The 18769-nt window shown below is 70.8% G+C and carries 16 protein-coding genes; 9 read left to right on the forward strand and 7 right to left on the reverse strand.

Features of this window, described 5'->3' with window-relative positions; translation table 11 throughout:
• Positions 1-204: 204 nt before the first annotated feature.
• Complete coding sequence (locus D7X74_RS05840; RefSeq protein ID WP_158622190.1) at positions 205-1689, forward strand: DUF2079 domain-containing protein; 1485 nt, start codon at positions 205-207, stop codon at positions 1687-1689.
• 22 nt (positions 1690-1711) lie between these two features.
• Here D7X74_RS05840 and D7X74_RS05845 read toward each other — a convergent pair whose 3' ends face one another.
• From D7X74_RS05845 to D7X74_RS05855, 3 genes are read right to left on the reverse strand one after another with little or no spacing between them, the layout of a single operon-like run.
• Positions 1712-2662, reverse strand: a complete 951-nt coding sequence (locus D7X74_RS05845) for a DMT family transporter (protein ID WP_120531921.1) — start codon at positions 2660-2662, stop codon at positions 1712-1714.
• Entirely contained in the window at positions 2635-3654 is a 1020-nt protein-coding gene (queG, locus tag D7X74_RS05850; RefSeq protein WP_120531922.1) for a tRNA epoxyqueuosine(34) reductase QueG, read from the reverse strand. Before queG ends, D7X74_RS05845 begins: the two co-directional genes overlap by 28 nt.
• A 2-nt stretch (positions 3655-3656) precedes the next feature.
• A complete protein-coding gene (locus D7X74_RS05855) occupies positions 3657-4217 on the reverse strand; it encodes a cob(I)yrinic acid a,c-diamide adenosyltransferase (RefSeq protein WP_120531923.1) in 561 nt (186 codons plus the stop codon).
• Between the two features lie 88 nt (positions 4218-4305).
• Here D7X74_RS05855 and D7X74_RS05860 point away from each other — a divergent pair, with 88 nt between their 5' ends.
• From D7X74_RS05860 to D7X74_RS05875, 4 genes are all read left to right on the forward strand, one after another.
• Positions 4306-5100 (forward strand): thymidylate synthase, encoded by a 795-nt coding sequence (locus tag D7X74_RS05860; RefSeq protein WP_120531924.1) that lies wholly within the window; start codon positions 4306-4308, stop codon positions 5098-5100.
• A complete protein-coding gene (locus tag D7X74_RS05865; protein WP_120531925.1) occupies positions 5097-5588 on the forward strand; it encodes a dihydrofolate reductase in 492 nt (163 codons plus the stop codon). Before D7X74_RS05860 ends, D7X74_RS05865 begins: the two co-directional genes overlap by 4 nt.
• Positions 5589-5731: 143 nt before the next feature.
• Positions 5732-7615 carry an FTR1 family protein gene (locus tag D7X74_RS05870; RefSeq protein ID WP_120531926.1) on the forward strand — a complete coding sequence of 628 codons (1884 nt, stop codon included), beginning with the start codon at positions 5732-5734 and terminating at the stop codon, positions 7613-7615.
• Between the two features lie 11 nt (positions 7616-7626).
• A complete protein-coding gene (locus tag D7X74_RS05875; protein ID WP_120531927.1) occupies positions 7627-8373 on the forward strand; it encodes a GlsB/YeaQ/YmgE family stress response membrane protein in 747 nt (248 codons plus the stop codon).
• A 64-nt stretch (positions 8374-8437) separates the two neighbouring features.
• Here the strand turns inward: D7X74_RS05875 and D7X74_RS05880 are convergent, their stop codons facing one another.
• Genes D7X74_RS05880 through D7X74_RS05890 form a run of 3 tightly spaced genes read right to left on the reverse strand, consistent with a single transcriptional unit; the run spans position 8438 to position 11882 of the window.
• Positions 8438-9019 carry an antibiotic biosynthesis monooxygenase gene (locus D7X74_RS05880; RefSeq protein WP_120531928.1) on the reverse strand — a complete coding sequence of 194 codons (582 nt, stop codon included), beginning with the start codon at positions 9017-9019 and terminating at the stop codon, positions 8438-8440.
• A gap of 23 nt (positions 9020-9042) precedes the next feature.
• Positions 9043-10575, reverse strand: a complete 1533-nt coding sequence (locus tag D7X74_RS05885) for an MBL fold metallo-hydrolase (protein WP_120531929.1) — start codon at positions 10573-10575, stop codon at positions 9043-9045.
• 14 nt (positions 10576-10589) lie between these two features.
• Positions 10590-11882, reverse strand: coding sequence for an HD domain-containing protein (locus tag D7X74_RS05890; RefSeq protein WP_120531930.1), 1293 nt, complete (start codon positions 11880-11882; stop codon positions 10590-10592).
• A gap of 175 nt (positions 11883-12057) precedes the next feature.
• Here D7X74_RS05890 and D7X74_RS05895 point away from each other — a divergent pair, with 175 nt between their 5' ends.
• From D7X74_RS05895 to D7X74_RS05905, 3 genes are all read left to right on the forward strand, one after another.
• The gene (locus D7X74_RS05895) at positions 12058-13158 is read left to right on the forward strand and encodes an ATP-grasp domain-containing protein (protein WP_120531931.1); all 1101 of its coding nucleotides are present in this window, start codon (positions 12058-12060) and stop codon (positions 13156-13158) included.
• Positions 13049-13525 carry a GNAT family N-acetyltransferase gene (locus D7X74_RS05900; protein WP_120531960.1) on the forward strand — a complete coding sequence of 159 codons (477 nt, stop codon included), beginning with the start codon at positions 13049-13051 and terminating at the stop codon, positions 13523-13525. The genes D7X74_RS05895 and D7X74_RS05900 overlap by 110 nt, the downstream gene beginning before the upstream one ends.
• Positions 13526-13614: 89 nt before the next feature.
• Positions 13615-15159: a transglutaminase family protein gene (locus tag D7X74_RS05905; protein WP_233601989.1), complete on the forward strand. Its 1545-nt coding sequence runs from the start codon at positions 13615-13617 to the stop codon at positions 15157-15159.
• Between the two features lie 25 nt (positions 15160-15184).
• Here D7X74_RS05905 and D7X74_RS05910 read toward each other — a convergent pair whose 3' ends face one another.
• On the reverse strand, positions 15185-17272 hold the full coding sequence (locus tag D7X74_RS05910) for a thioredoxin domain-containing protein (RefSeq protein WP_120531933.1): 2088 nt from the start codon (positions 17270-17272) through the stop codon (positions 15185-15187).
• A gap of 126 nt (positions 17273-17398) precedes the next feature.
• On the opposite strand from D7X74_RS05910, the gene D7X74_RS05915 reads away from it, so the two are divergent.
• Positions 17399-18757, forward strand: coding sequence for a glycosyltransferase family 39 protein (locus D7X74_RS05915; protein ID WP_233601990.1), 1359 nt, complete (start codon positions 17399-17401; stop codon positions 18755-18757).
• The last annotated feature ends 12 nt before the right edge of the window (positions 18758-18769 follow it).

An 18769-nucleotide genomic window follows, 5' to 3' on the forward strand; every position in this document is an offset into this window, starting at 1 on the left:
GTGGAGAAGAAGGCGCCCCCGCCCCGTCCCGTGGAGGCGCCGCGCCCGAAGCCGCCGCCGGAGCCGAAGAAGGACATCTCCGACTGGGATCCGAACGGCGACTAGCAAGTCCGTGCATCCGCGCGCGCGGGGCGCCATCGCGTCCCCGCGCCGGGCCACTTCAAGCCGTGTCCTCCCCGCGAGCGTGTGGCAGAGTCCCGCCGCTTGCCTTCCTTCACGTTCGCGCATCGGGTCCGCGCCTGGCATTTCGTGCTCGGAGCCCTGTTTGTCTATACGCTCGTCTGCGTCTGGAGCGCCTTCCGGGGCGGGGTGTTCGCGTTCCACGACCTCGGCCTGCTGAACGACCTGTTCGCGAACGCGGTGCACCGGGGCCGTCCCTTCTGGGTGACGGACGCGGACCTCAACCACCTCACCATCCACTTCACCCCGACGCTGCTGCTGCTCACGCCGCTGTTCCTGCTCAGTGACTCGCAGTTCCTGTTCGTCGTGCTGGGACTGGTGGCGCTGTATGGGGCGGTCGCGCTCCAGGTCTGGTGCTTCGAGCGCATGTTCGAGGAGCGGGAGCTGCTTCCCGCCGCGTGGCGGCCCTGGGCCTGTGTCGCCTTCGCGGTGTACCTGGGGCTCAACCCCTTCGTGAAGACGGTCGCGCTCTCCGCGCACTTCGAGGTCTTCTTCCAGTTGGGCGCCACGGCGGTGCTCGTGCTCCTGCTCCGGGGTGCCCGGATGCGGTGGATCGTGCTCATCGCGCTGCTCGCGCTGGGCGTGCGCCCGGATGGAGGCCTGTTCCTCGCCTTCCAGTCGGCGGCGCTGCTGCTGCTGCCAGCCGTGGCCCGTCCGCCGCGCTCGCAGCTCACGCGCAGGGCGCTCGGGGTGTCCGCGCTGTCGCTCGGCTACCTTGCCCTCTGTGTCGCGGTGGTGCTGCCGGCGCTCGGGACACCTTCCGGCACGCGGTTCTGGTCGCACTACGGCGACACCTGGGGGCAGGTGGCCCTCACCGCGATGGGCGACCCCGGGCGGGTGGTGCACGACGTGTCCACCAGCGGGCTGCTTGTGTTCCAGCGAAGCTTCCTGTGGATCCAGCTCCTCGCGCCCGCGGCCGCGCTCCTCAGCACCCTGCCGGGCACCTTCTTCTTCATGGCGGATGCGCCGGACAAGCGCCTGCTCTGGTTCTACAACTCCGCCTTCCTGCTGCCCGGGCTGGGCGTGTGCGCGGCGGCGGGCTTTGGCCAGCTCGCCGTGCTCTGGCGGAGCGTGCTCGCACGCGGATGGGTCCCCGCCCGCGCCGCGATGGCGCCCGCGCTGCTGCTCGCCGGGCTCGCGCTCATCCAGGTCACGCGCTTCGACCGGACCGTGGGGTCCCCGCCCCTGCGTCCCATGCCCTCGGTGGATGAGGACTTCCGCCAGGCCTTCGCGCGCCATGTCCAGGCCTGTGCTTCACGGCGGGCGGTGGCCACGGACTTCCGCTCGGTGGTCTTCGTGCCCAACGGCTACGACCGCTTCCTCTTGCACCACCATGAGCGGGCCCAGGTCGTGCTCGTTCCCCCACACGTGGAGCCCCACCTGCTGGGAGCCGCCTCGCGGGAGGCGTTCCTGGACACACTCGTGCGCGATTCACGGTTCGAGGAGGTGGCGGACCCGGGACCGGTCCGCGTCTTCGTCCGGACGGATGCGCGGAGCTGCGGCTCCTGACGCGAGGACGGAGGCCACGACCTCAACCCGCGCGCACCACCACCGGAGCAGGCTTCACCGGCGCGGCCTGCGTCAGCCGCACCCCCAGGAGCACCAGCGCGCCGCCCAACGCGAGCTCCCAGTGCAGCGCTTCGTCCAGGAAGGCCCAGGCCGCGAGCGCCGTCGCCGCCGGTTGCAGGTTGGAGAAGATGGCCACCTTCGACGCGGGCACCTTCGACAGCGCGTAGTACCAGAGCAGGTACGCCACCACCGACGTCATCAGCCCCAGGTACACGATGGCGGCCTTCGCCGCGAAGCTCGCGGCCCACACCTGCGCGGGCTCCAGCACGAACGGGATGAGTGGCAGTTGCAGCGCCGTCGCCACCGTCATCGTCCACGCCGTGGCGCGCAGCGCTCCGTACTCGGAGGCCAGCGGCCGGCCCTCCGTCGTGTAGATGACCCACGCCACCACCGCCATGAGGATGAGCAGGTCGCCCTGGACCGAACCCTGCGCGCTCGCGAGCCCCCGGCCCAACAGCAACACCACCACGCCCACCAGCGCGGTGAGGATGCCCAGCGTCGCCCGGCGGGAGGCCCGCTCGCGGCCCAGCACGAGGCTGGCCACGTACACCCCCAACGGCGTCAGCGCGTAGAGCAGCGCCGCGTGCGCCGACGTGGAGCGCGACAGCCCGGAGAAGAACAGCGTCTGGTTCACCGGCCCGCCCATCAGGCCCAGCAGCGCCACGCGCTTCCACGCACTGCGCGGTGGCAGCTTCGGCCCCGGCGTCAGCGCGAGCAGCAGCGTGAACGCGACGCCGCACACCAGGAAGCGCCACAGCACCACGGTGAACGGCGACAGCTCCGTCATCGCGCGCTTGGCCGCCAGGTACGTGCCCGCGCTGATCAGCACCTGCAACCCGAGCGCCGCGTACACCCGCCCGAGCGGCGCAGCGACGGCACCCGGTGTCACGACTCCAGTTGGAGAAGCGCCCATTTCGCGGCGCTGCGTACCAGTTCGCTGGAGTCGTCGCTGAGTTTTTCAAGCAGCGGCCGGGCTTGCGTCTGCCGTGCCACCCCCAGCGCATAGACAGCGTTGCGCCTCAAACCGTCGTAGCGCGCGCGGGCCAGCGCGGTGCCAGGGATGAGTTCCTTGTATTGCTCGGGTGTCAGGGCCGCCAGCTCCGCCGTGCCCAGCGACGCCACCGCGCGGGGCGTGAAGCGCGCGTCCTCCGCATGCACCGGCTTGCGGTTGAGCGGGCACACCTGCTGGCAGATGTCGCAGCCGAAGATGAGATTGTCGAACTTGAACCGGAACGCCTCCGGCACGTCACGGTCGCGGTTCTCGATGGTCTGGTACGACAGGCACGCCCGCGCATCCACCTGCCGGTTGCCCACCAGCGCGCCCGTGGGACACGCCATGAGACACCGTCGGCAGGAACCGCAGCGGTCCGCCACGGGACCTGGCGGGTATTCGTCCACCGCCGCGTCCAGGATGAGCGTGGCCAGCAGCACCCAGGAACCGTGGGACTCGGTGATGAGGCAGCCGTTCTTGCCCACGTACCCCAGGCCTCCGCGCGCGGCCCAGACCTTCTCCATCATGGGCCCGCTGTCCACGCCGCCGTAGGTGCCCAGCCCCGGGTACCATTCGTTGATCGTCTTGCGGAACGCCTTCATCCGGTCGCGCAGCGTGGAGTGGTAGTCCCGGCCCCGCGCGTACCGAGCGATGGGCGAGCCCTGCGACGGCGCGTCGTCCCGGTAGTAGTTGTTCGCGAAGGACAGCACCGTCTTCGCGCCCGGCAGCAGCACCGACACGTCGAGCCGCTCCTCCGCGCGCGACCCCATCCAGTCCATGTCCGCGTCGTAGCCGGCCTCCAGCCACGACAGCAGCGACGACGGGGGGATGGGCTCCGCGCGAGCGAAGCCGATGAGGTCGAAGCCCACCTGCTGGGCGAGGTCCCGGAGCCGGGCGGTAGGCAGCGGGGTCACGGCTACTTCGAGGGCTTCTCGGGGATCCACTTCACGTCGGGCAGGCCGGCGCGGAAGTTCACCAGCCGCGCCACGACGAAGAGCAGGTCCGACAGGCGGTTGAGGTACATGGCCACCGCGGGCGGGGCCTTGTCCTCGCGCAGCAGCGTCACGACCCGGCGCTCGGCCCGGCGGCACACCGTGCGCGACAGGTGCAGCGCCGCCGCCGCGGGCGCGCCACCGGGCAGGATGAAGTGCGTCATCTTCGGCAGCTCCTCCTCGTACCGGTCGATGTGGCGCTCCATCTCCTCCACCCACTCCAGCTTCAACTCCGGAATGTGCGCCGCCGCCTTGGTGTGCGGCGGCGTGGCCAGCACCGCGCCCACGGTGAAGAGCTGGTCCTGCAGGCGCTGGAGGAAGTGGTCCAGGTCCGCGGGCAGCGAGAAGGTCCGCGCGAGGCCCAGCGTGGCGTTGAGCTCGTCCACCTCCCCGTAGGCGTCCACCAGCGCGTCATCCTTCGCGACGCGTCCACCACCGAACAGGCCTGTCTCTCCCGCGTCGCCGGTCTTCGTATAAATCTTCATTTCACCCTCTGTAACGGCGCTTCGCGTTCGAAGCCCACCGGCAAGAGAAGGAAGTTGCGCTGCGTGTTCACCCCAGCAAGATGGGCCCATGCAGCAATACCTGAGTCTGCTGGACCATGTCCTGCACCACGGTACGAAGAAAGGTGACCGGACCGGCACGGGGACCCTGAGCCTCTTCGGCCATCAGCTCCGCTTCGACCTCGCCCAGGGCTTTCCGCTGGTGACGACGAAGAAGCTGCACGTGAAGTCCATCCTCCACGAACTCCTGTGGATGCTCCGGGGGGACACGAGCGTGCGCTCGCTCCAGGAGCACGGCGTCACCATCTGGGACGAGTGGGCCAACGCCGACGGAAGCCTGGGCCCCGTGTACGGCCACCAGTGGCGCTCGTGGAGCACGCCGGACGGCACGCCCGTGGACCAGATGCGGCAACTGGTGGACGGGCTCAAGAAGAACCCGGACTCGCGCCGGCACCTGGTGAGCGCGTGGAACGTGGCGGACCTGCCCGCCATGAAGCTGCCGCCCTGCCACGTGATGTTCCAGTTCTACGTGGCCGACGGCCGCCTGTCCTGCCAGCTCTACCAGCGCAGCGCGGACATCTTCCTGGGGCTGCCCTTCAACATCGCGTCGTACTCGCTGCTGACGATGATGGTGGCGCAGGCCACCGGCCTGGTCGCGCACGAGTTCATCCACACGCTGGGCGACGCGCACCTGTACCTGAACCACGTGGAGCAGGCCCGGGAGCAGTTGAAGCGCGAACCCCGCGCCCTGCCGCGCATGCGCATCAACCCGGACGTGAAGGACCTGTTCGCCTTCCGCTACGAGGACTTCACGCTGGAAGGCTACGACCCGCACCCCGCCATCAAGGCGCCCGTGGCCGTATGACGACGCCGCACCTGTCCGCCATCGTCGCCATGGCGGCGAACCGGACCATCGGCCAGGGCAACACCCTGCCCTGGCGCCTGCCGCAGGACCTGGCCCGCTTCAAGCGCCTGACGATGGGCCACACCCTCGTCATGGGCCGCAAGACGTACGAGTCCATCGGAAGGCCCCTGCCCGGCCGCACCACCGTGGTCCTCACCCGCCAGCCGGACTGGGCCGCCCCACCCGGCGTCCAGGTGGCGCGCTCCGTGGACGAGGCGCTGGAGCAGGCCCGGGCCGACACCGAGGTCTTCATCGCGGGCGGCGCGGACCTGTACGAACAGACCGCGGACCGGTGGCACCGGCTCTACCTCACGCTCATCGCGCGCGACTTCCCGGGCGACGCCTGCTTCCCGCCCGTGGACCTGTCCGCGTGGAGTCTCGTGGAGGAGGAACCCCACCCGGAAGCAGACCTCCCCTTCCGTTTCCTCACCTACGAGCGCCAGGAATAGCCCTGACTCCGGGTGTTTTTCGGATGACGCACCTTGCGCGTTCCTCACCCCCAAGGAGCACGCATGCGTCACCGAAGGGGCGCTGTCTCCTGATATTGATTCTCAGAATTGAACGCCCCAGGGGGCGTTGGTAGAAGTCGGGCGTGAATCGCGCCGCCTCCGTCACGCTGTGCCTGCTGCTCGCGCTGTCCTCCACCGTCCGGGCTGAAGCGCCCGCGTCCGACGAGGGGCGCACCTGGCACCGGCTGGTGGGCATCCTCCAGTACCTCCAGGCGGACTATCCGGCGGCGGTGTCGTCGCGCTCGGAGTTCGAGCTGACGGAGCAGAAGAGCTTCGCGGCGGAGGCGCTGGACGCGGCGAAGGACCTGGGCCCGGCGGCGGCCACCTTCGTGCCGCGGGTGCAGGCCATCCAGGCGCGCGTGGACCAGTCCATCGATCCCGAAGGCGTGAGCCGCGACTGCGGTGAGCTGGTGGAGAGCCTGGTGCTGGCGGGGGGGCTGGCGCGCAGTCCCCGCAAGACGCCGGACCTGGAGCATGGCGCGAAGCTGTTCCAGGCGAACTGCGCGGCCTGCCACGGGGTGGACGGCAAGGCGGCGGTGGCCATCGCGGCCAACATGGAGCCCGCTCCGGCGAACTTCCAGGACCCGGAGCTGATGGAGGATGGCCTGACGCCCTACAAGGCGTTCAACACCACCAGCTTCGGCGTGCCCGGCACCGCGATGCCGGCCTACCCCACCCTCTCCGAGGATGACCGCTGGTCGCTCGCCTTCTTCGTCTTCACGCTGCGCCAGCCGCCGTGCCAGGGCGAGCCGCCGCGCGCCTCGCTGGAGCGCCTGGCCACCGCCACCGACGCGGAGCTCGCGAAGGAGTACGGCGCGGACAAGGTCGCGTGCCTGCGCCAGGACATGCCGGACGAGGACGAGGAGAAGGCCCTGCTCGCCGCGCGGCAGTCGGTGGGCAACGCGATGCGCATGGCCGCCGCGGGCGACTACCTCGGCGCGAAGACGGAGCTGCTGGACGCGTACCTCAACGGCCTGGAGCCGGTGGAGCCCAAGCTGCGCGGACGCGACCCGGTCCTCACCCAGAAGCTGGAGGAGGCCTTCATGCAGGCGCGGCTCGCCGCCGAGCGCAAGAGCCCGCACCTCCAGGACGAGGGACGGGAGCTGCTGTCGCTGCTCGACCAGGCGCGCAAGGCGAACGGCGGCACGACGGACATGCTGTCCGTGATGTGGCTGACGCTGCTCATCCTGCTGCGCGAGGGCTTCGAGGCGACCATCATCGTCACGGCCCTGCTGGCGGCGCTCAAGAAGATGAAGGCCATGGACCAGGTGCGCGTGGTGCACACGGGCTGGGTGTCCGCGCTCATCGTCGGCGCGCTGGCCTACGTGCTGGGCCGCAAGCTGCTGGCCGGGGCACAGCGCGAGTGGATGGAGGGCGTCACCGCGCTCGTCGCCGTGGGCATGCTGCTGTACGCGGCGCTGTGGCTCAACGCGCGCGCCAACGTGAGCCACTTCATGGGGGAGCTGCGCCAGCGCATGCAGGGCGCGCTGGGCCGGGGGAGCACCTTCGGCCTGTTCGCCATCGCCTTCACGTCGGTGCTGCGCGAGAGCTTCGAGACGGCCATCTTCCTACAGGGGCTCGCGGTGGACTCCGCCGCGGGCGTGGCCTGGGGCGTGGCAGCGGGCATCGCGGCGCTGGCGGTGCTGGTGCTCTTCATCAACCGCATGGGCTACCGGCTGCCCATGAAGGCGCTCTTCAACCTCTCCACCGTGGTGCTGGTGGTGACGGCGGTGATGCTGCTGGGCAAGGGCATCCACTCGCTGCAGGAGGTGGGCGCGCTGCCGCTGGTGCCGGTGCGCTTCATCACCGTGGACATGCTGGGCCTGTACCCGGACGCGCTGTCGTTGGTGCCGCAGGTGTTGCTGGCCGTGGCGCCGCTGCTCTACCGGGCCGTCATGCGCCGGCGGGCGCGCGTGGATGCGGCCGGGGCCGGGGACGGGGCGACGCAGCCGCCGCCCTTGCGGTAGCGTGGAACGTGGTGAAGCGCTCCCGACTGTTCCCACTCCTCGCCCTGCTGCTCGTGTCGGGCCTGGCCTCCGCCCAGGAAGCCCCCGCCGAGCCGGCCACGGCTCCGACCGGGAACCTCACGCCGCCGCCCCTGGTGGGCGCGGCGGAAGAGGACGTGCCGCCGCCGCCGGAAGTCGAACCCCGGGGGGATGAGCCCGCCGTGTCGCGCCCCTCCGTCACCGCCGGGGCCCTGCCGGAAGCGCGCCCCCCGCCGTCGAAGGACCCCGTGCCGCGCGTGGCGTTGGAGGTGCTGGGCGGCGCGGCGGGCGGCGTCGTGGGCGCCACGGTGCTGGGCTCCTTCGGCTACCTGCTGGGCTCCGCCACGGTGGGCTGCGACGAGTGCCTGGTGGTGGCCGTCGCGGGCGCCGCGGCCGGGGCGCTCATCGGCATCCCGGTGGGCACGTACGCGGGCGGCCGGTTCATGAACGGGCGCGGCAGGCTGGGCCCCACGGTGGCCGGGAGCATGGTGGGCTGGGGCGCGACGCTGCTGGGCCTCTCGCTGGTGAACAGCGGCGGCTCCGACGCGCCCCCGGCCGTGAACGCCGCGCTCTTCATCCTCCCGGTGGTGGGCGCGAGCGTGGGCTACGAGCTGACGCACAGCAGCGCCCTGCGCGTGGAGGAAGCGTCGCGGCAGTCCCGCTCGCAGGGTGTGCGCCTGATGCCCGTGGCCACCTACGGCGCGAAGGGCCCGCACCTGGGCCTGCTGGGCAGCTTCTGACCCGCGTCAGGCAGGTCCGTGGAGGCCGGGTCCGCGTCCCTCGAAGCCACTTCGCTCAAGGCCTTCAGGGCCTGGGTTCAGGGGCTGCCTTGGGGGCGCTGGGGAACAGCCAGGGGGCCAGCAGCCGGGTGAGCAGCGGCATCATGGCGTACGTCATCAGGGACACCACCACCACCGCCGACATCAGCGCCGCGAGCAGCTCCGGCAGGCCGCGGAACACGCTGCGCAGCAGCGGCATGACGAGGATGAGCAGCGGGTAGATGCCGAGCACCGTCACGAGGACCATCTTGTGACGCGGCGGAGGACGGGACTGGCCGGGAGCGTCGAACCAGTACTCGAGCCCCGTCTCCTTGCGGATGCGCACCTCGCCCACGGTGAACTCGAGGGCCCGCGCCAGCCACTCGGCGCGGACAGGCGACTCCTCCCAGGCCTGGAGGTGGGGATACGAGTCGAAACGGAAGATGAGGACGTAGTCCCCGGTGGCGGCGCTCGGAGGACGCAGGACGTTGACGCCGAGGTTGCCGGGAAAGCGCATGGCCTCGGCGGTGACGCCGTGCAGCCACGCTTCGAAGCGGACCTCGGTGCCGGGCTTCACGCGCCGGTGGACGATGACCGTGACGGGTCCGCCAGGAGAGGAGGTGCTCATGAGCACCTCCCAGCCTAACCGCGTCAGGCCCCCACGCGGAACCAGCTGAAGGACTCCTCGCGCACGCGCCCCTCCGCCACCAGCTTCTCCAGCGTGGCCAGGGCGCTGCGCTCCGCCACCGGATGCAGCAGCGGCGGCGTGTCCGCGTAGGCCGTCGCCACCACCTCCGCCAGCGTGGCGCCCGTCGAGGGCACCGCCTCCAGGATGATGGCCTCGCGCTGGGCGCGGTGGCGCAGGTACTCGTCCAGCTTGCCCGGGCCATCCGGCACCGGCGCGCCGTGCGCGGGGTACAGCGTGGTGACGGGCCAGTCGCGCAGCCTTCGCAGCTGCGTGAGGTAGTCCACCATGTTGCCCTCCGGCGGATCGATGACGATGGAGCCCACGCTGGCCACCATGTCCCCCACCACCGCCGCCTTGCTGCGCGAGTCCACCAGGCACAGGTGCCCCTGCGCGTGCCCCGGCGTGTGCAACACGCGCCAGCGCTGCGGCAGCGGGCCGCCCAGCTCCAGCACCTCGCCGTCCTCCAGCAGCCGCTCCGCCTGGAAGTCCAGCCGGTCCGCCGTGCGCGCGTGGCACCAGAGCGGAATGCCCAGCCGCTCCTTCACCGCGAGCGCCCCGCCCACGTGGTCGCCGTGGTGGTGGGTGAGCACCACCGCCAGGGGCCGCATCCCCTCCGCCTTCAGGCTGGACACCAGCGACAGCAGCTTCGCGTACTGCTTCACGTCCGACGACCCGGGGTCCACGATGAGCAGGTCGCCCGTGCCCAGCACGTACGCGTTGGTGTGCGTCGCGGGCGGCAGCGTGGGCGTCTCCAGCGCCACCACGCGCACGCCGCGCTGGAACTCGATGCGCTGGGCCACGTAGCCCGGGCAGTACGGCGGCGTGTTCAGCCGGGCGCGCGCGTCCGCTTCGTCCTTGAACTCCGACAGCACCTGCAACGCGTGCTGCGCGGGCGGGTGCAGGAGCGCCGTGCCGTCACCCCAGCGCGACAGCGCGTCCTCCGGACGGATCCACGCGCCCTCGGACAGCTCGCCGGGGACGATGCTCGCGGTCGCGGTCTCCGGCAGCTCCACCAGGTAGAAGCGCGTGTCGAAGCGAACGGGAATCGAAGGCGGGGTGATCCACCGGCCCGCGGGCTTCAGGTCCTCCGCGCGCAGTAAGAGGGCGTGGCGCGAAAGCCACTCGCTCCACTTCAGCGACCCGGCGAGCAGCGCGGTCCGAGCCTCCGCCAGCGCCTCCGGAGACAGGGCCCGCGCCCCCTCCGCCACCAGCACGCCCGCCTCCTCGAACAGCTCGCGCGCCGCCGCCGAACGCAGCGCGGCCTCTTCGCCCTGCGCGCCCTGCACGGGCACGTCCGCGTCGTCGCGGTCCAGCTTCCCGCCGGGGAAGGCGTAGAAGCCGCCAGCGAAGGCCAGCGCCCGCTCGCGCTTCACCCAGAACACCTCCACGCCCACGCCATCGCGGGCGCGGCGGTAGAGGATGACCACCGAGGACGCCCGGGGTTCGACGGGGGCGTAGGGCGCGAAGAGGCCCATGCCGGGAAGGGGCTCGCTCATGGTTGCACCATCCTTCAGGACTGCGTCGTCTGGCCGAGCAGCCGGCCCATCATCTCGCGCGCCCGCTCCGCCTGGTCTGGCCGGACATAGAGCCGCGTCAGTCGCACCGCGCCACTGTAGCGCTGGTACAGCGGCGTGTACCGCGCCACCTCCGTGAGCCGGCCCGTGGAGACATCCAGGATGAACAGGCCCGGGTTGCCCCCGGCCGCCCCCACGTACTTGCTCAGCGCGCCCTTGGACTGGACGGTGTAGTGCTCGAAGCCCTCGCTGGTGAGCGCGCTGTTGAGCACCTCCAGGTCGTAGCCGGTGTCGCGCTCGGTGAACTGCGCCAGCAGCTTGAAGCCCTGCCGGCGGCTGATGCGCTCCGCCCACCGGTTCTTCGAACGGCGCAGCGTGTACCAGAGCGCCGCGTCGTCACAGAGGAGGAAGGCCTCCGGGTCCGCGGGGATCTCGAACTCGCTGGGCGTCTCCTCGTAGTACCGGCGCAGCATGTGGTCGAAGTTCACCGACGTGTGGTGCAGGTACACCGACACGAACATGTGGTAGCGGCTGAGCAGGAAGTCCTCGAACGCGAACGCCGCCGCGCGCGACAGGGCCAGCACCGCCTTGCCGTCCTTCACCGCCGGGTTCAGGTTGGAGACGATCCAATCCAGGTCGTACCGGCCGTAGTTCACGCCCGTGTAGAACGAGTCGCGCAACAGGTAGTCCATCCGGTCCGCGTCCAGCTCCCCGGAGACGATGGCGCGCAAGAGCGGCGTCCAGTCCACGCCCTTGTGGGTGAAGCCCGGGTCCTTGGGCGGCTTCGCGCCGGAGATGAGCGCCACCGTCGCCATGGGGGTGATGCCCCGGGGGCTGAACTCGCGCTGGATGACCTCCGTCAGGGAGCTGTCCAGGATGAGCTTGGCGGTGAAGTCCTCGTGGTTCGCCTGCTCCCCTTCCGCCACGGAATCCAGCCAGCCGGGCAGCCGCAGCAGCGACCGCCGGGGCGCGATGCGCTCCGACGCATGCGACAGCGGCATGTGCCCCAGGTCATGACACAGCACCGCCAATCTCACGGCTTCGCAGAAATGTTCACGCACATCGTCCGGCAGGTCGGACCGGCTGGCCACGGCGCTGAAGACGCGCGAGGCGACGAACATGGCGCCCAGGCTGTGGGCGTGGCGGGTGTGGGTGGCGCCCGGGAAGGCCATGTCCCCGAAGCCCAGCTGCCGCACGTAGCGCAGCCGCTGGTAGAAGCGGCTGTCGATGACGGCCTTCTCCGGGTCGCTCACCGGGATGACGCCGTGGATGGGGTCGCGAATCCGCATGTCGTCCTTGCCGGGCTTCGGGAATCCCGGACCTCCTCCAGGCGGTCGCCCACCTTGGAGGTCACCTACCGTACCGCAGACCCTGGCGGGCGGTAGCCCTGTGAGGGGCCGACCAGCCACCGTGTCTCAAGCTGGGAAGGTCCCTGGGGACGTGCTAACCCTTCACCCACTCCGAATGCACATCATCCTGCTGCACAATCGCGACCACGAGCTGCTTGAAGAAGACCCGGGGCGAGAAGCCCGCGAGGACGTGGTCCGGGTGGCTGAAGGCCTGGCCCAGGCGCTGAGCCGGGACGGCGTCAACGCCGAGCCGCTCGCCATCGAGGGGGACCGGCTGGACTTCGTGGAGGCCCTGCGCTTCCTCCAGCCCGACCTCGTGGTGAACCTCTGCGAGTCGCTGGCCGCCGACAGCCGCGGGGAGATGGCCGTCCCGTGCCTCCTGGACGCGCTGGGCCTGCCGTACACCGGCTCGTCCGCCCTGTCGCTGGGCCTGGCGCTGCACAAGCCCAAGGCGAAGGAGCTCTTGCGCGCCAACGGCGTGTCCACGCCCGCCTCCTGCGTGGTGCGCCGCCTCGAGGACGCCCTGGCGGTGGACCTGCCCTGGCCCCTCATCGTGAAGCCCGCGCGCGAGGATGCGAGCGTGGGCATGGACTTCGACTCCGTGGTGACGGAGCGCTCGGCGCTGGTGCGTGCGTGCGAGGCGGTGCTCAAGACCTTCCACCAGCCCGCGCTGGTGGAGCAGTACATCCCGGGCCGCGAGGTGTATGTGCCGCTCCTGGGCAACACCCCGCGACAGGCGCTGCCGCTCACGGAGATCCACTTCGGCCACGCGTTCGACAACCGTCCGAACATCGTGTCGTACCGGGCCAAGTGGGAGGTGGAGTCGCCGGAGTACCGGGACTCGACCTCCGGGCCGTGCAAGCTCGACGCAGTGCAGGAAGCCCGTTGCATCCAGACGGCGCTGGAAGCATTTGCAGCGCTGGACTGCCAGGACTATGGACGCGTGGACCTTCGGGTGTCGCCCGAGGGTGTGCCGTACGTCATCGACATCAACCCCAACTGCGACCTTCACCCGGGCGCGGGGTTCGCGAAGGCGGCGCAAGCCGCTGGGATGGATTACGCGACCCTGGCCTCACGACTGGTGGAGGTCGCTCTCGAAAGAACCCATGGAAATCCGCACACTCGAAAGAAAGGACCGGGAACCGCTCGCCGCGCTGATCCGGGAAATCGAAACCTTCTCGCAGGAGGAGAAGGACTGCGCCATCGAGCTGGTTGACATCGCGCTCACCGCGGGCAACCGGGACTATTCCATCCTCGTGGCGGACCGCGGTCCGGAGGAGGGCGGGCTGGTCGGGTACGCGTGCTACGGCCCGACGCCGATGACGGAGAACGCCTTCGACCTGTACTGGATCGCCTCCGCGCAGCGCGTCCGGGGCCAGGGCGTGGGCGCGGCGCTGGTGTCCGCGATGGAAGGCGACCTGCGCCGCCGCCGTGCGCGCATCATCCGCGTGGAGACGAGCGCCACGGAGGCCTACGGCCCCACGCGCGGCTTCTACGCGTCCATGAAGTACGGTGAGGAGGCGCGCCTGCGGGATTTCTACAAGCAGGGCGACGACCTCATCATCCTGACCAAGCGCCTGTAGCTGGCAGTCCGTAGCGGACCACCCCTGGGCGTGAAGACGCCGCCCGGGTCCCCGTCAGGAGGGGGCAGATGCCTTCCATGAACCGACCGATGCGACGCACCCGTCTGGGATTGTTGAGCCTGCTCGCCCTGCTGACGGGGGCACCCTCCCCGGCCTGGGCCCAGGCCCCCTCCACCTCCGCGCTGAAGTCCCAGGCGAAGGCCGCGGCGGCCAAGGCCCAGGCGAAGACCCAGGAGTCCCCCGCCCCGCAGGCGCAGGAGGTCTCCGACGCGCTGAAGGCCCCCCGCCCCAAGGGCGGCGAGTACTTCGGCCTGTACCTGATGGACAAGAAGGTGGGCTGGTTCTTCACCGACCTGACGGCGCTGCCGGGCGGGAAGGTGCAGAGCGTCAACGAGCTCATCTTCAAGGCGCAGGTGGGCACGCGCGTGTCGGAGCGCGTGCACCGCGAGGTGCGCGTCTACGAAGCGAAGCCGGGTGGGCGCCTGCTGTCCTTCACCGTCACCCAGCGCGGGGACGGCGGGGACAACGAGCTGGTGGGCACGGTGACGGCGGACGGCCTGCGCGTGGTGCGCAAGCGGCCGGGCCAGCCGGAGGAAGTGCTCAAGCCCATGCCCGCGCCCAAGGAGACGGTGGACGACGCCGACCAGGCGCGCGTGGCGCTCCTGCGCGGCAAGAAGGTGGAGGGCGTGCTGCTGGATGGCACCGACCTGGAGGGCTACCGCACCGTCACGACGGTGGAGGCCCCGGAGGAGCAGGTGCTGGGCGGCGTGAAGGTGAAGCTCGCGCGCGTGAGCACGCTGTCCGACAAGGAGAAGGTGCCGGTGGCGGCCTTCCTGACGACGGACGGGAAGATGGTGCGCGTGGACTTCGGCCAGACGATGCAGGCGAGAGCCGAGTCCGAGAGCGTGGCCAAGCGCATGGACCTGGTGGAGGTGTTCGGCCTCACACGCGTGGTGCTGCCCAAGCCGCTGCCCGCGAAGGCGCGCGAGGTGCCCGGGCAGGTGACGCTGGTGATGAAGAACCTGCCGGCGAAGTTCCAGCAGGACACGTACCGGCAGAAGTACAAGCCGCTGCCGGACGGGCGCGTGGAGGTGACGCTGATGGCGGCGCCGCCCGCGCCCAGGGGCCGCAAGCCCCGGCCGGTGGCGGACCCCGACGGCGGGGAGAACCTCAAGTCCACGCTCGCGGTGGAGTCCGAGGCGCCGGCCATCGTCGCGCAGGCCAAGAGCATCATCCGGGAGGAGAAGGACGCGTACACGGCGGCGCGGATGCTGTCCGCGTGGGTGTACAGCAACCTGCAGAAGGACTACGGCGCCAGCGCGGACCGGGCCACGGACGTGCTGCGCCAGAAGAAGGGCGACTGCACGGAGCACTCGCTGCTCACGGTGGCGATGCTGCGCGCGTCCGGCATCCCCGCGCGGCGCGTGGACGGCGTCATCTACATGGTGAACTCCGACGGCGTGCCCGCGCTGTACTGGCACGAGTGGGTGGAGGCCTGGGTGGGCGAGTGGACCCAGTTGGACCCCACCTTCAACCAGCCCGTCGCGGACGCCACGCACTTCGCCGTGGGCTACGAGGGGAACGCTGAAATCACGCCCCTCATCGGTTCGCTCCAGGTCACCGACGTGAAGTAGGCGTCGGCGGCGTCCCGGGCCCGCTTCAGTGGCCCGGGGGCGCCACCAGTCGTTCCGCGAGCGTGGCCGCGTCCGTCAGCGGCCGCTCGCAGACGAAGCCGCGGCACAGGTACGCCGCGCCCCGCCCTTCCACCGGATCGCGCCCCTCGAAGAGTTCCTGGAGGCGCGCGGGCGGCGGGGCGGAAGTGTCGTTCCACCCGAAGGAGAACGCGGGGGCGTAGGTGCGGTTCGCGGCGGCCAGCAGCGGCGCCACGGCCTCACGCGTGCCCGCGAAGGTGACGCCGGACGCGCCGTCCAGCAGCGAGTCCGCCGCGAGCCCCAGGTGCCCGTAGCCCAGCGGGTTGCGCACGAGCTGATCTCTCAGCTTGGCCACGTAGTGCTCCGGGTGGTCCAGGTGGGCCACGTCGCCCGTGAGCGCCGCGAGCGCCACCTGCGCCTCCGTCAGCGTGGAGGCACCGGAGGGGAAGGCGTTGTCGAAGAGGGAGTAGGCCGCGACCACCAGGTCCTTCTGCCCCCTGGGTGCCGACAGGTACGCGTGCTTCTCCTCGTCCCAGAAGAGCGCCACCGCGCGGTGGGCAATCGCATCCGCCGCGTCCAGGTACTTCGCGTCGAACGTCGCCTGATAGAGCGCGGTGAGGCCGGCGGCCAGGTCTCCGTAGTCCTCCAGGAAGCCGTCGATGCGGCCCTTGCCGTCCTGGTGCGAGCGGAGCAGCCGCGTGCCGTCCCACTGGTTCGCGAGCACGAAGTCCGCCGCGTTCGCCGCGAGCTTCGCCCAGTCCAGCCGGTCGAAGACGCGCGCGGCGAGCGCGAGGCCGCGGATCATCAGCCCGTTCCACCCGGCGAGGATCTTGTCGTCGCGGCCCGGCTTCACGCGCTGCTCGCGCGCGGCGAAGAGGAGGCGGCGGGCTTCAGCCAGTTCCTGCTGCACTGACTCCACCGGACGGCCCTGCTCGGTCGCGACCGTCTCCACGGGGGTGACGACCTCCAGCACGGTGGCGCCGTGTTCGAAGTTGCCTTGCGGGGTGATGCCGTAGTGGCGCAGCACGGTGTCGGCCTGGCTGGGGGAGAGCACCGCGCGGACCTCCTCCGGACGCCAGACGAAGAACTTCCCCTCCTCGCCTTCGCTGTCCGCGTCCTGCGTGGCGTAGAAGCCGCCAGCCGGGTCGGTCATCTCGCGGCGCACGTATTCGACGGTCTCCTCCACGACCTTGCGCCACAGGGGGCGCGACTCCACCTGCTCCGCTTCCGCGTACAGGTGCAGGAGCTGGGCGTTGTCGTAGAGCATCTTCTCGAAGTGGGGCACCAGCCACCGCTCGTCCACCGAGTAGCGATGGAAGCCGCCGCCCAGCTGGTCGTAGAGGCCGCCCAACGCCATGCGCTCCAGCGTGCGGAACACCGCTGCCTTCAGGGGCTCACCGGCGCCCCGGCGCCACGCGCGCAGCAGCAGCGCCACGTTCATCGGGTTGGGGAACTTGGGCGCGCCGCCGAAGCCGCCGTTCACTGGGTCCATGCGCTTGGCCATGGCATGGCCCATGGCGACGATGTCCTCGGCGGACAGGTGGCCGGGAGTTGCATCCAGGCCGTGCGAGGACAGCTCGCCCAGGCCCTCCTGGAAGCGGCGGGCCTGCTCCTCGATTTCGTCGGCCTTGGTGTCCCACGCGTCGCGCAGCGCGGTGAGCAGGCGGGGGAAGCCGGGCCGGCCGTAGCGGTCCTCGGGCGGGAAGTAGGTGCCGCCGTAGAAGGGGCGCAGGTCGGGCGTGAGGAAGACGGTGAGGGGCCAGCCTCCGCCCTGTCCCATGAGCTGCACGACGCCCTGGTAGATTTGATCCAGGTCCGGGCGCTCCTCGCGGTCGACCTTGATGTTGATGAAGCCGTCGTTCATCAGGCGCGCGGTGTCGGGGGACTCGAAGGACTCGTGCGCCATGACGTGGCACCAGTGGCACGCGGAGTAGCCCACGGAGAGCAGGATGGGCTTGTTCTGGGTGCGGGCCAGGGCCAGGGCCTCGTCGCCCCACGGGTGCCAGTCCACGGGATTGGTGGCGTGCTGGCGCAGGTAGGGCGAAGGCTCCCGAGCCAGACGGTTGGTGGAGCCAGAGGGGGGATGTACGGCCATGGAGGGCTCCCGGAGCGGCGGCGAATTCGCGACCCATCACATTGTGAGCCTGGGTGCTCGGGAGCAAGCCGAAATGGCCTCACTCGCCGCTGGCCAACGGCCTTCCGGTGCGCTTTGTCCAGGGGCGTGCGTGCGTCCGCCGACTCCACCTCCGGCCTGGGAATGAGGGCCTGTGTCGCCCTGGTGGCCCTGGGCGTGGCGCTGCGGCTGGCCCTGGCGGTGGGCACGGACGTCTACTTCGACGAAACCTATTACTGGCAATGGGCGCGGCACCTCGCGTGGGGGTACTTCGACCACCCGCCGCTGGTGGCGTGGCTCATCGCGGGGCTGGGCATCCGGGGCACCGCGCTCGTGTGCGGCCTGGGCACGGGCGCGGCGGTGTGGGGGCTCGCGCGGGACGTCTACGGTTCGAAGGACGTGGCGTGGCGCGCGCTGGCCCTGTGGAGCGTGGTGCCGGTGGGCATCATCTCCGGGGTCTGGGCCACGCCCGACTCGCCGATGCTGCTGTTCTGGGCGTTGGGGTTGTGGGCGCTGTACCGCGAGAAGTGGGTGCTGGCGGGCCTGACGTGTGGACTGGCGCTGTTGTCCAAGTATCCGTCCGTGCTGCTGGGGCTCGCGTTCATGTTGGCGGCGCTGCGGGCGCGGAGGCTGCCCGCGGGGGCGTGGCTCACGGCGGGCATCGCGCTGCTGTGCTTCCTGCCGGTGGTGCTGTGGAACGCGAGCCATGAGTGGGTGGGCTTCGCGTTCCAGTTGAACCACGGCCTGGGCGGCACCGGCGGGTGGAAGACGTTCGGGGAGTTCGTGGCGGGGCAGTTGGCCATGGGCGGGCCGCTGCTGTTCCCGCTGGCGGTGCTGTACGCGGTGCGCGGTCCACGCGAGCAGTTCCTGCTGCGCATGGCGGCGGTGGTGCCGCTGGTGTTCTTCGGTTACGCGGCGGCGCGGACACGGGGCGAAGCCAACTGGCCTGCGGCGGCGTACCTGGCGGCGTGCATTGGCGTCGCGGGCATGAAGCTGCATTGGCAGCGGGAGACAGCCTGGAGCGGAGCGCTCATCTCGCTCGCGGTGGCATCGCACCTGCTGTTCCCGGTGCTGCCTTTCGAGCGGGACGTGTTGCTGTCACGGACGCACGGTTGGAGTCCGTTGGAGCGGCTGTCCGCTCCCGAGCAGCTCTTTGCCGGCATGCCGCCGGTGCGCACGGCGGTGTACGCGCCCACGTACCAGCTCGCCTCGCAGGTGGCGTACTACGCGGGCGTGGAGACGGACACCGTGGGCCCGTCCCGGCGCAAGAGCCAGTACGACGTCTGGCCTCCGCTGGAGCTGAAGCCCGGGCAGGACGTGCTCTGGTGTTCGGAGAACGGCGCCCCCCCGCCCGAGGAACTGGTGCAGCGCTTCGGTTCGGTGGAAGGCCCGGTGGAACTCACGGGCGACTTCCGGGGCCGAAGGCTGCACACGTTCACGGTGTGGCGGCTGCGCGCGCGGGAGTGACCCGAGCGCTCC

Source organism: Corallococcus sp. CA047B, from assembly GCF_003612065.1.
Lineage (GTDB): Bacteria > Myxococcota > Myxococcia > Myxococcales > Myxococcaceae > Corallococcus > Corallococcus praedator.

What these genes read in the sequence shown, in the direction of transcription:
- D7X74_RS05845 (WP_120531921.1), bottom strand. Translation starts at nt 2,662, where the DNA reads ATGGGCGCTTCTCCAACTGGAGTCGTGACACCGGGTGCCGTCGCTGCG.
- D7X74_RS05855 (WP_120531923.1), bottom strand. Translation starts at nt 4,217, where the DNA reads ATGAAGATTTATACGAAGACCGGCGACGCGGGAGAGACAGGCCTGTTC.
- D7X74_RS05860 (WP_120531924.1), top strand. Translation starts at nt 4,306, where the DNA reads ATGCAGCAATACCTGAGTCTGCTGGACCATGTCCTGCACCACGGTACG.
- D7X74_RS05865 (WP_120531925.1), top strand. Translation starts at nt 5,097, where the DNA reads ATGACGACGCCGCACCTGTCCGCCATCGTCGCCATGGCGGCGAACCGG.
- D7X74_RS05880 (WP_120531928.1), bottom strand. Translation starts at nt 9,019, where the DNA reads ATGAGCACCTCCTCTCCTGGCGGACCCGTCACGGTCATCGTCCACCGG.
- D7X74_RS05885 (WP_120531929.1), bottom strand. Translation starts at nt 10,575, where the DNA reads ATGAGCGAGCCCCTTCCCGGCATGGGCCTCTTCGCGCCCTACGCCCCC.
- D7X74_RS05890 (WP_120531930.1), bottom strand. Translation starts at nt 11,882, where the DNA reads ATGCGGATTCGCGACCCCATCCACGGCGTCATCCCGGTGAGCGACCCG.
- D7X74_RS05895 (WP_120531931.1), top strand. Translation starts at nt 12,058, where the DNA reads ATGCACATCATCCTGCTGCACAATCGCGACCACGAGCTGCTTGAAGAA.
- D7X74_RS05900 (WP_120531960.1), top strand. Translation starts at nt 13,049, where the DNA reads ATGGAAATCCGCACACTCGAAAGAAAGGACCGGGAACCGCTCGCCGCG.
- D7X74_RS05905 (WP_233601989.1), top strand. Translation starts at nt 13,615, where the DNA reads ATGCGACGCACCCGTCTGGGATTGTTGAGCCTGCTCGCCCTGCTGACG.
- D7X74_RS05910 (WP_120531933.1), bottom strand. Translation starts at nt 17,272, where the DNA reads ATGGCCGTACATCCCCCCTCTGGCTCCACCAACCGTCTGGCTCGGGAG.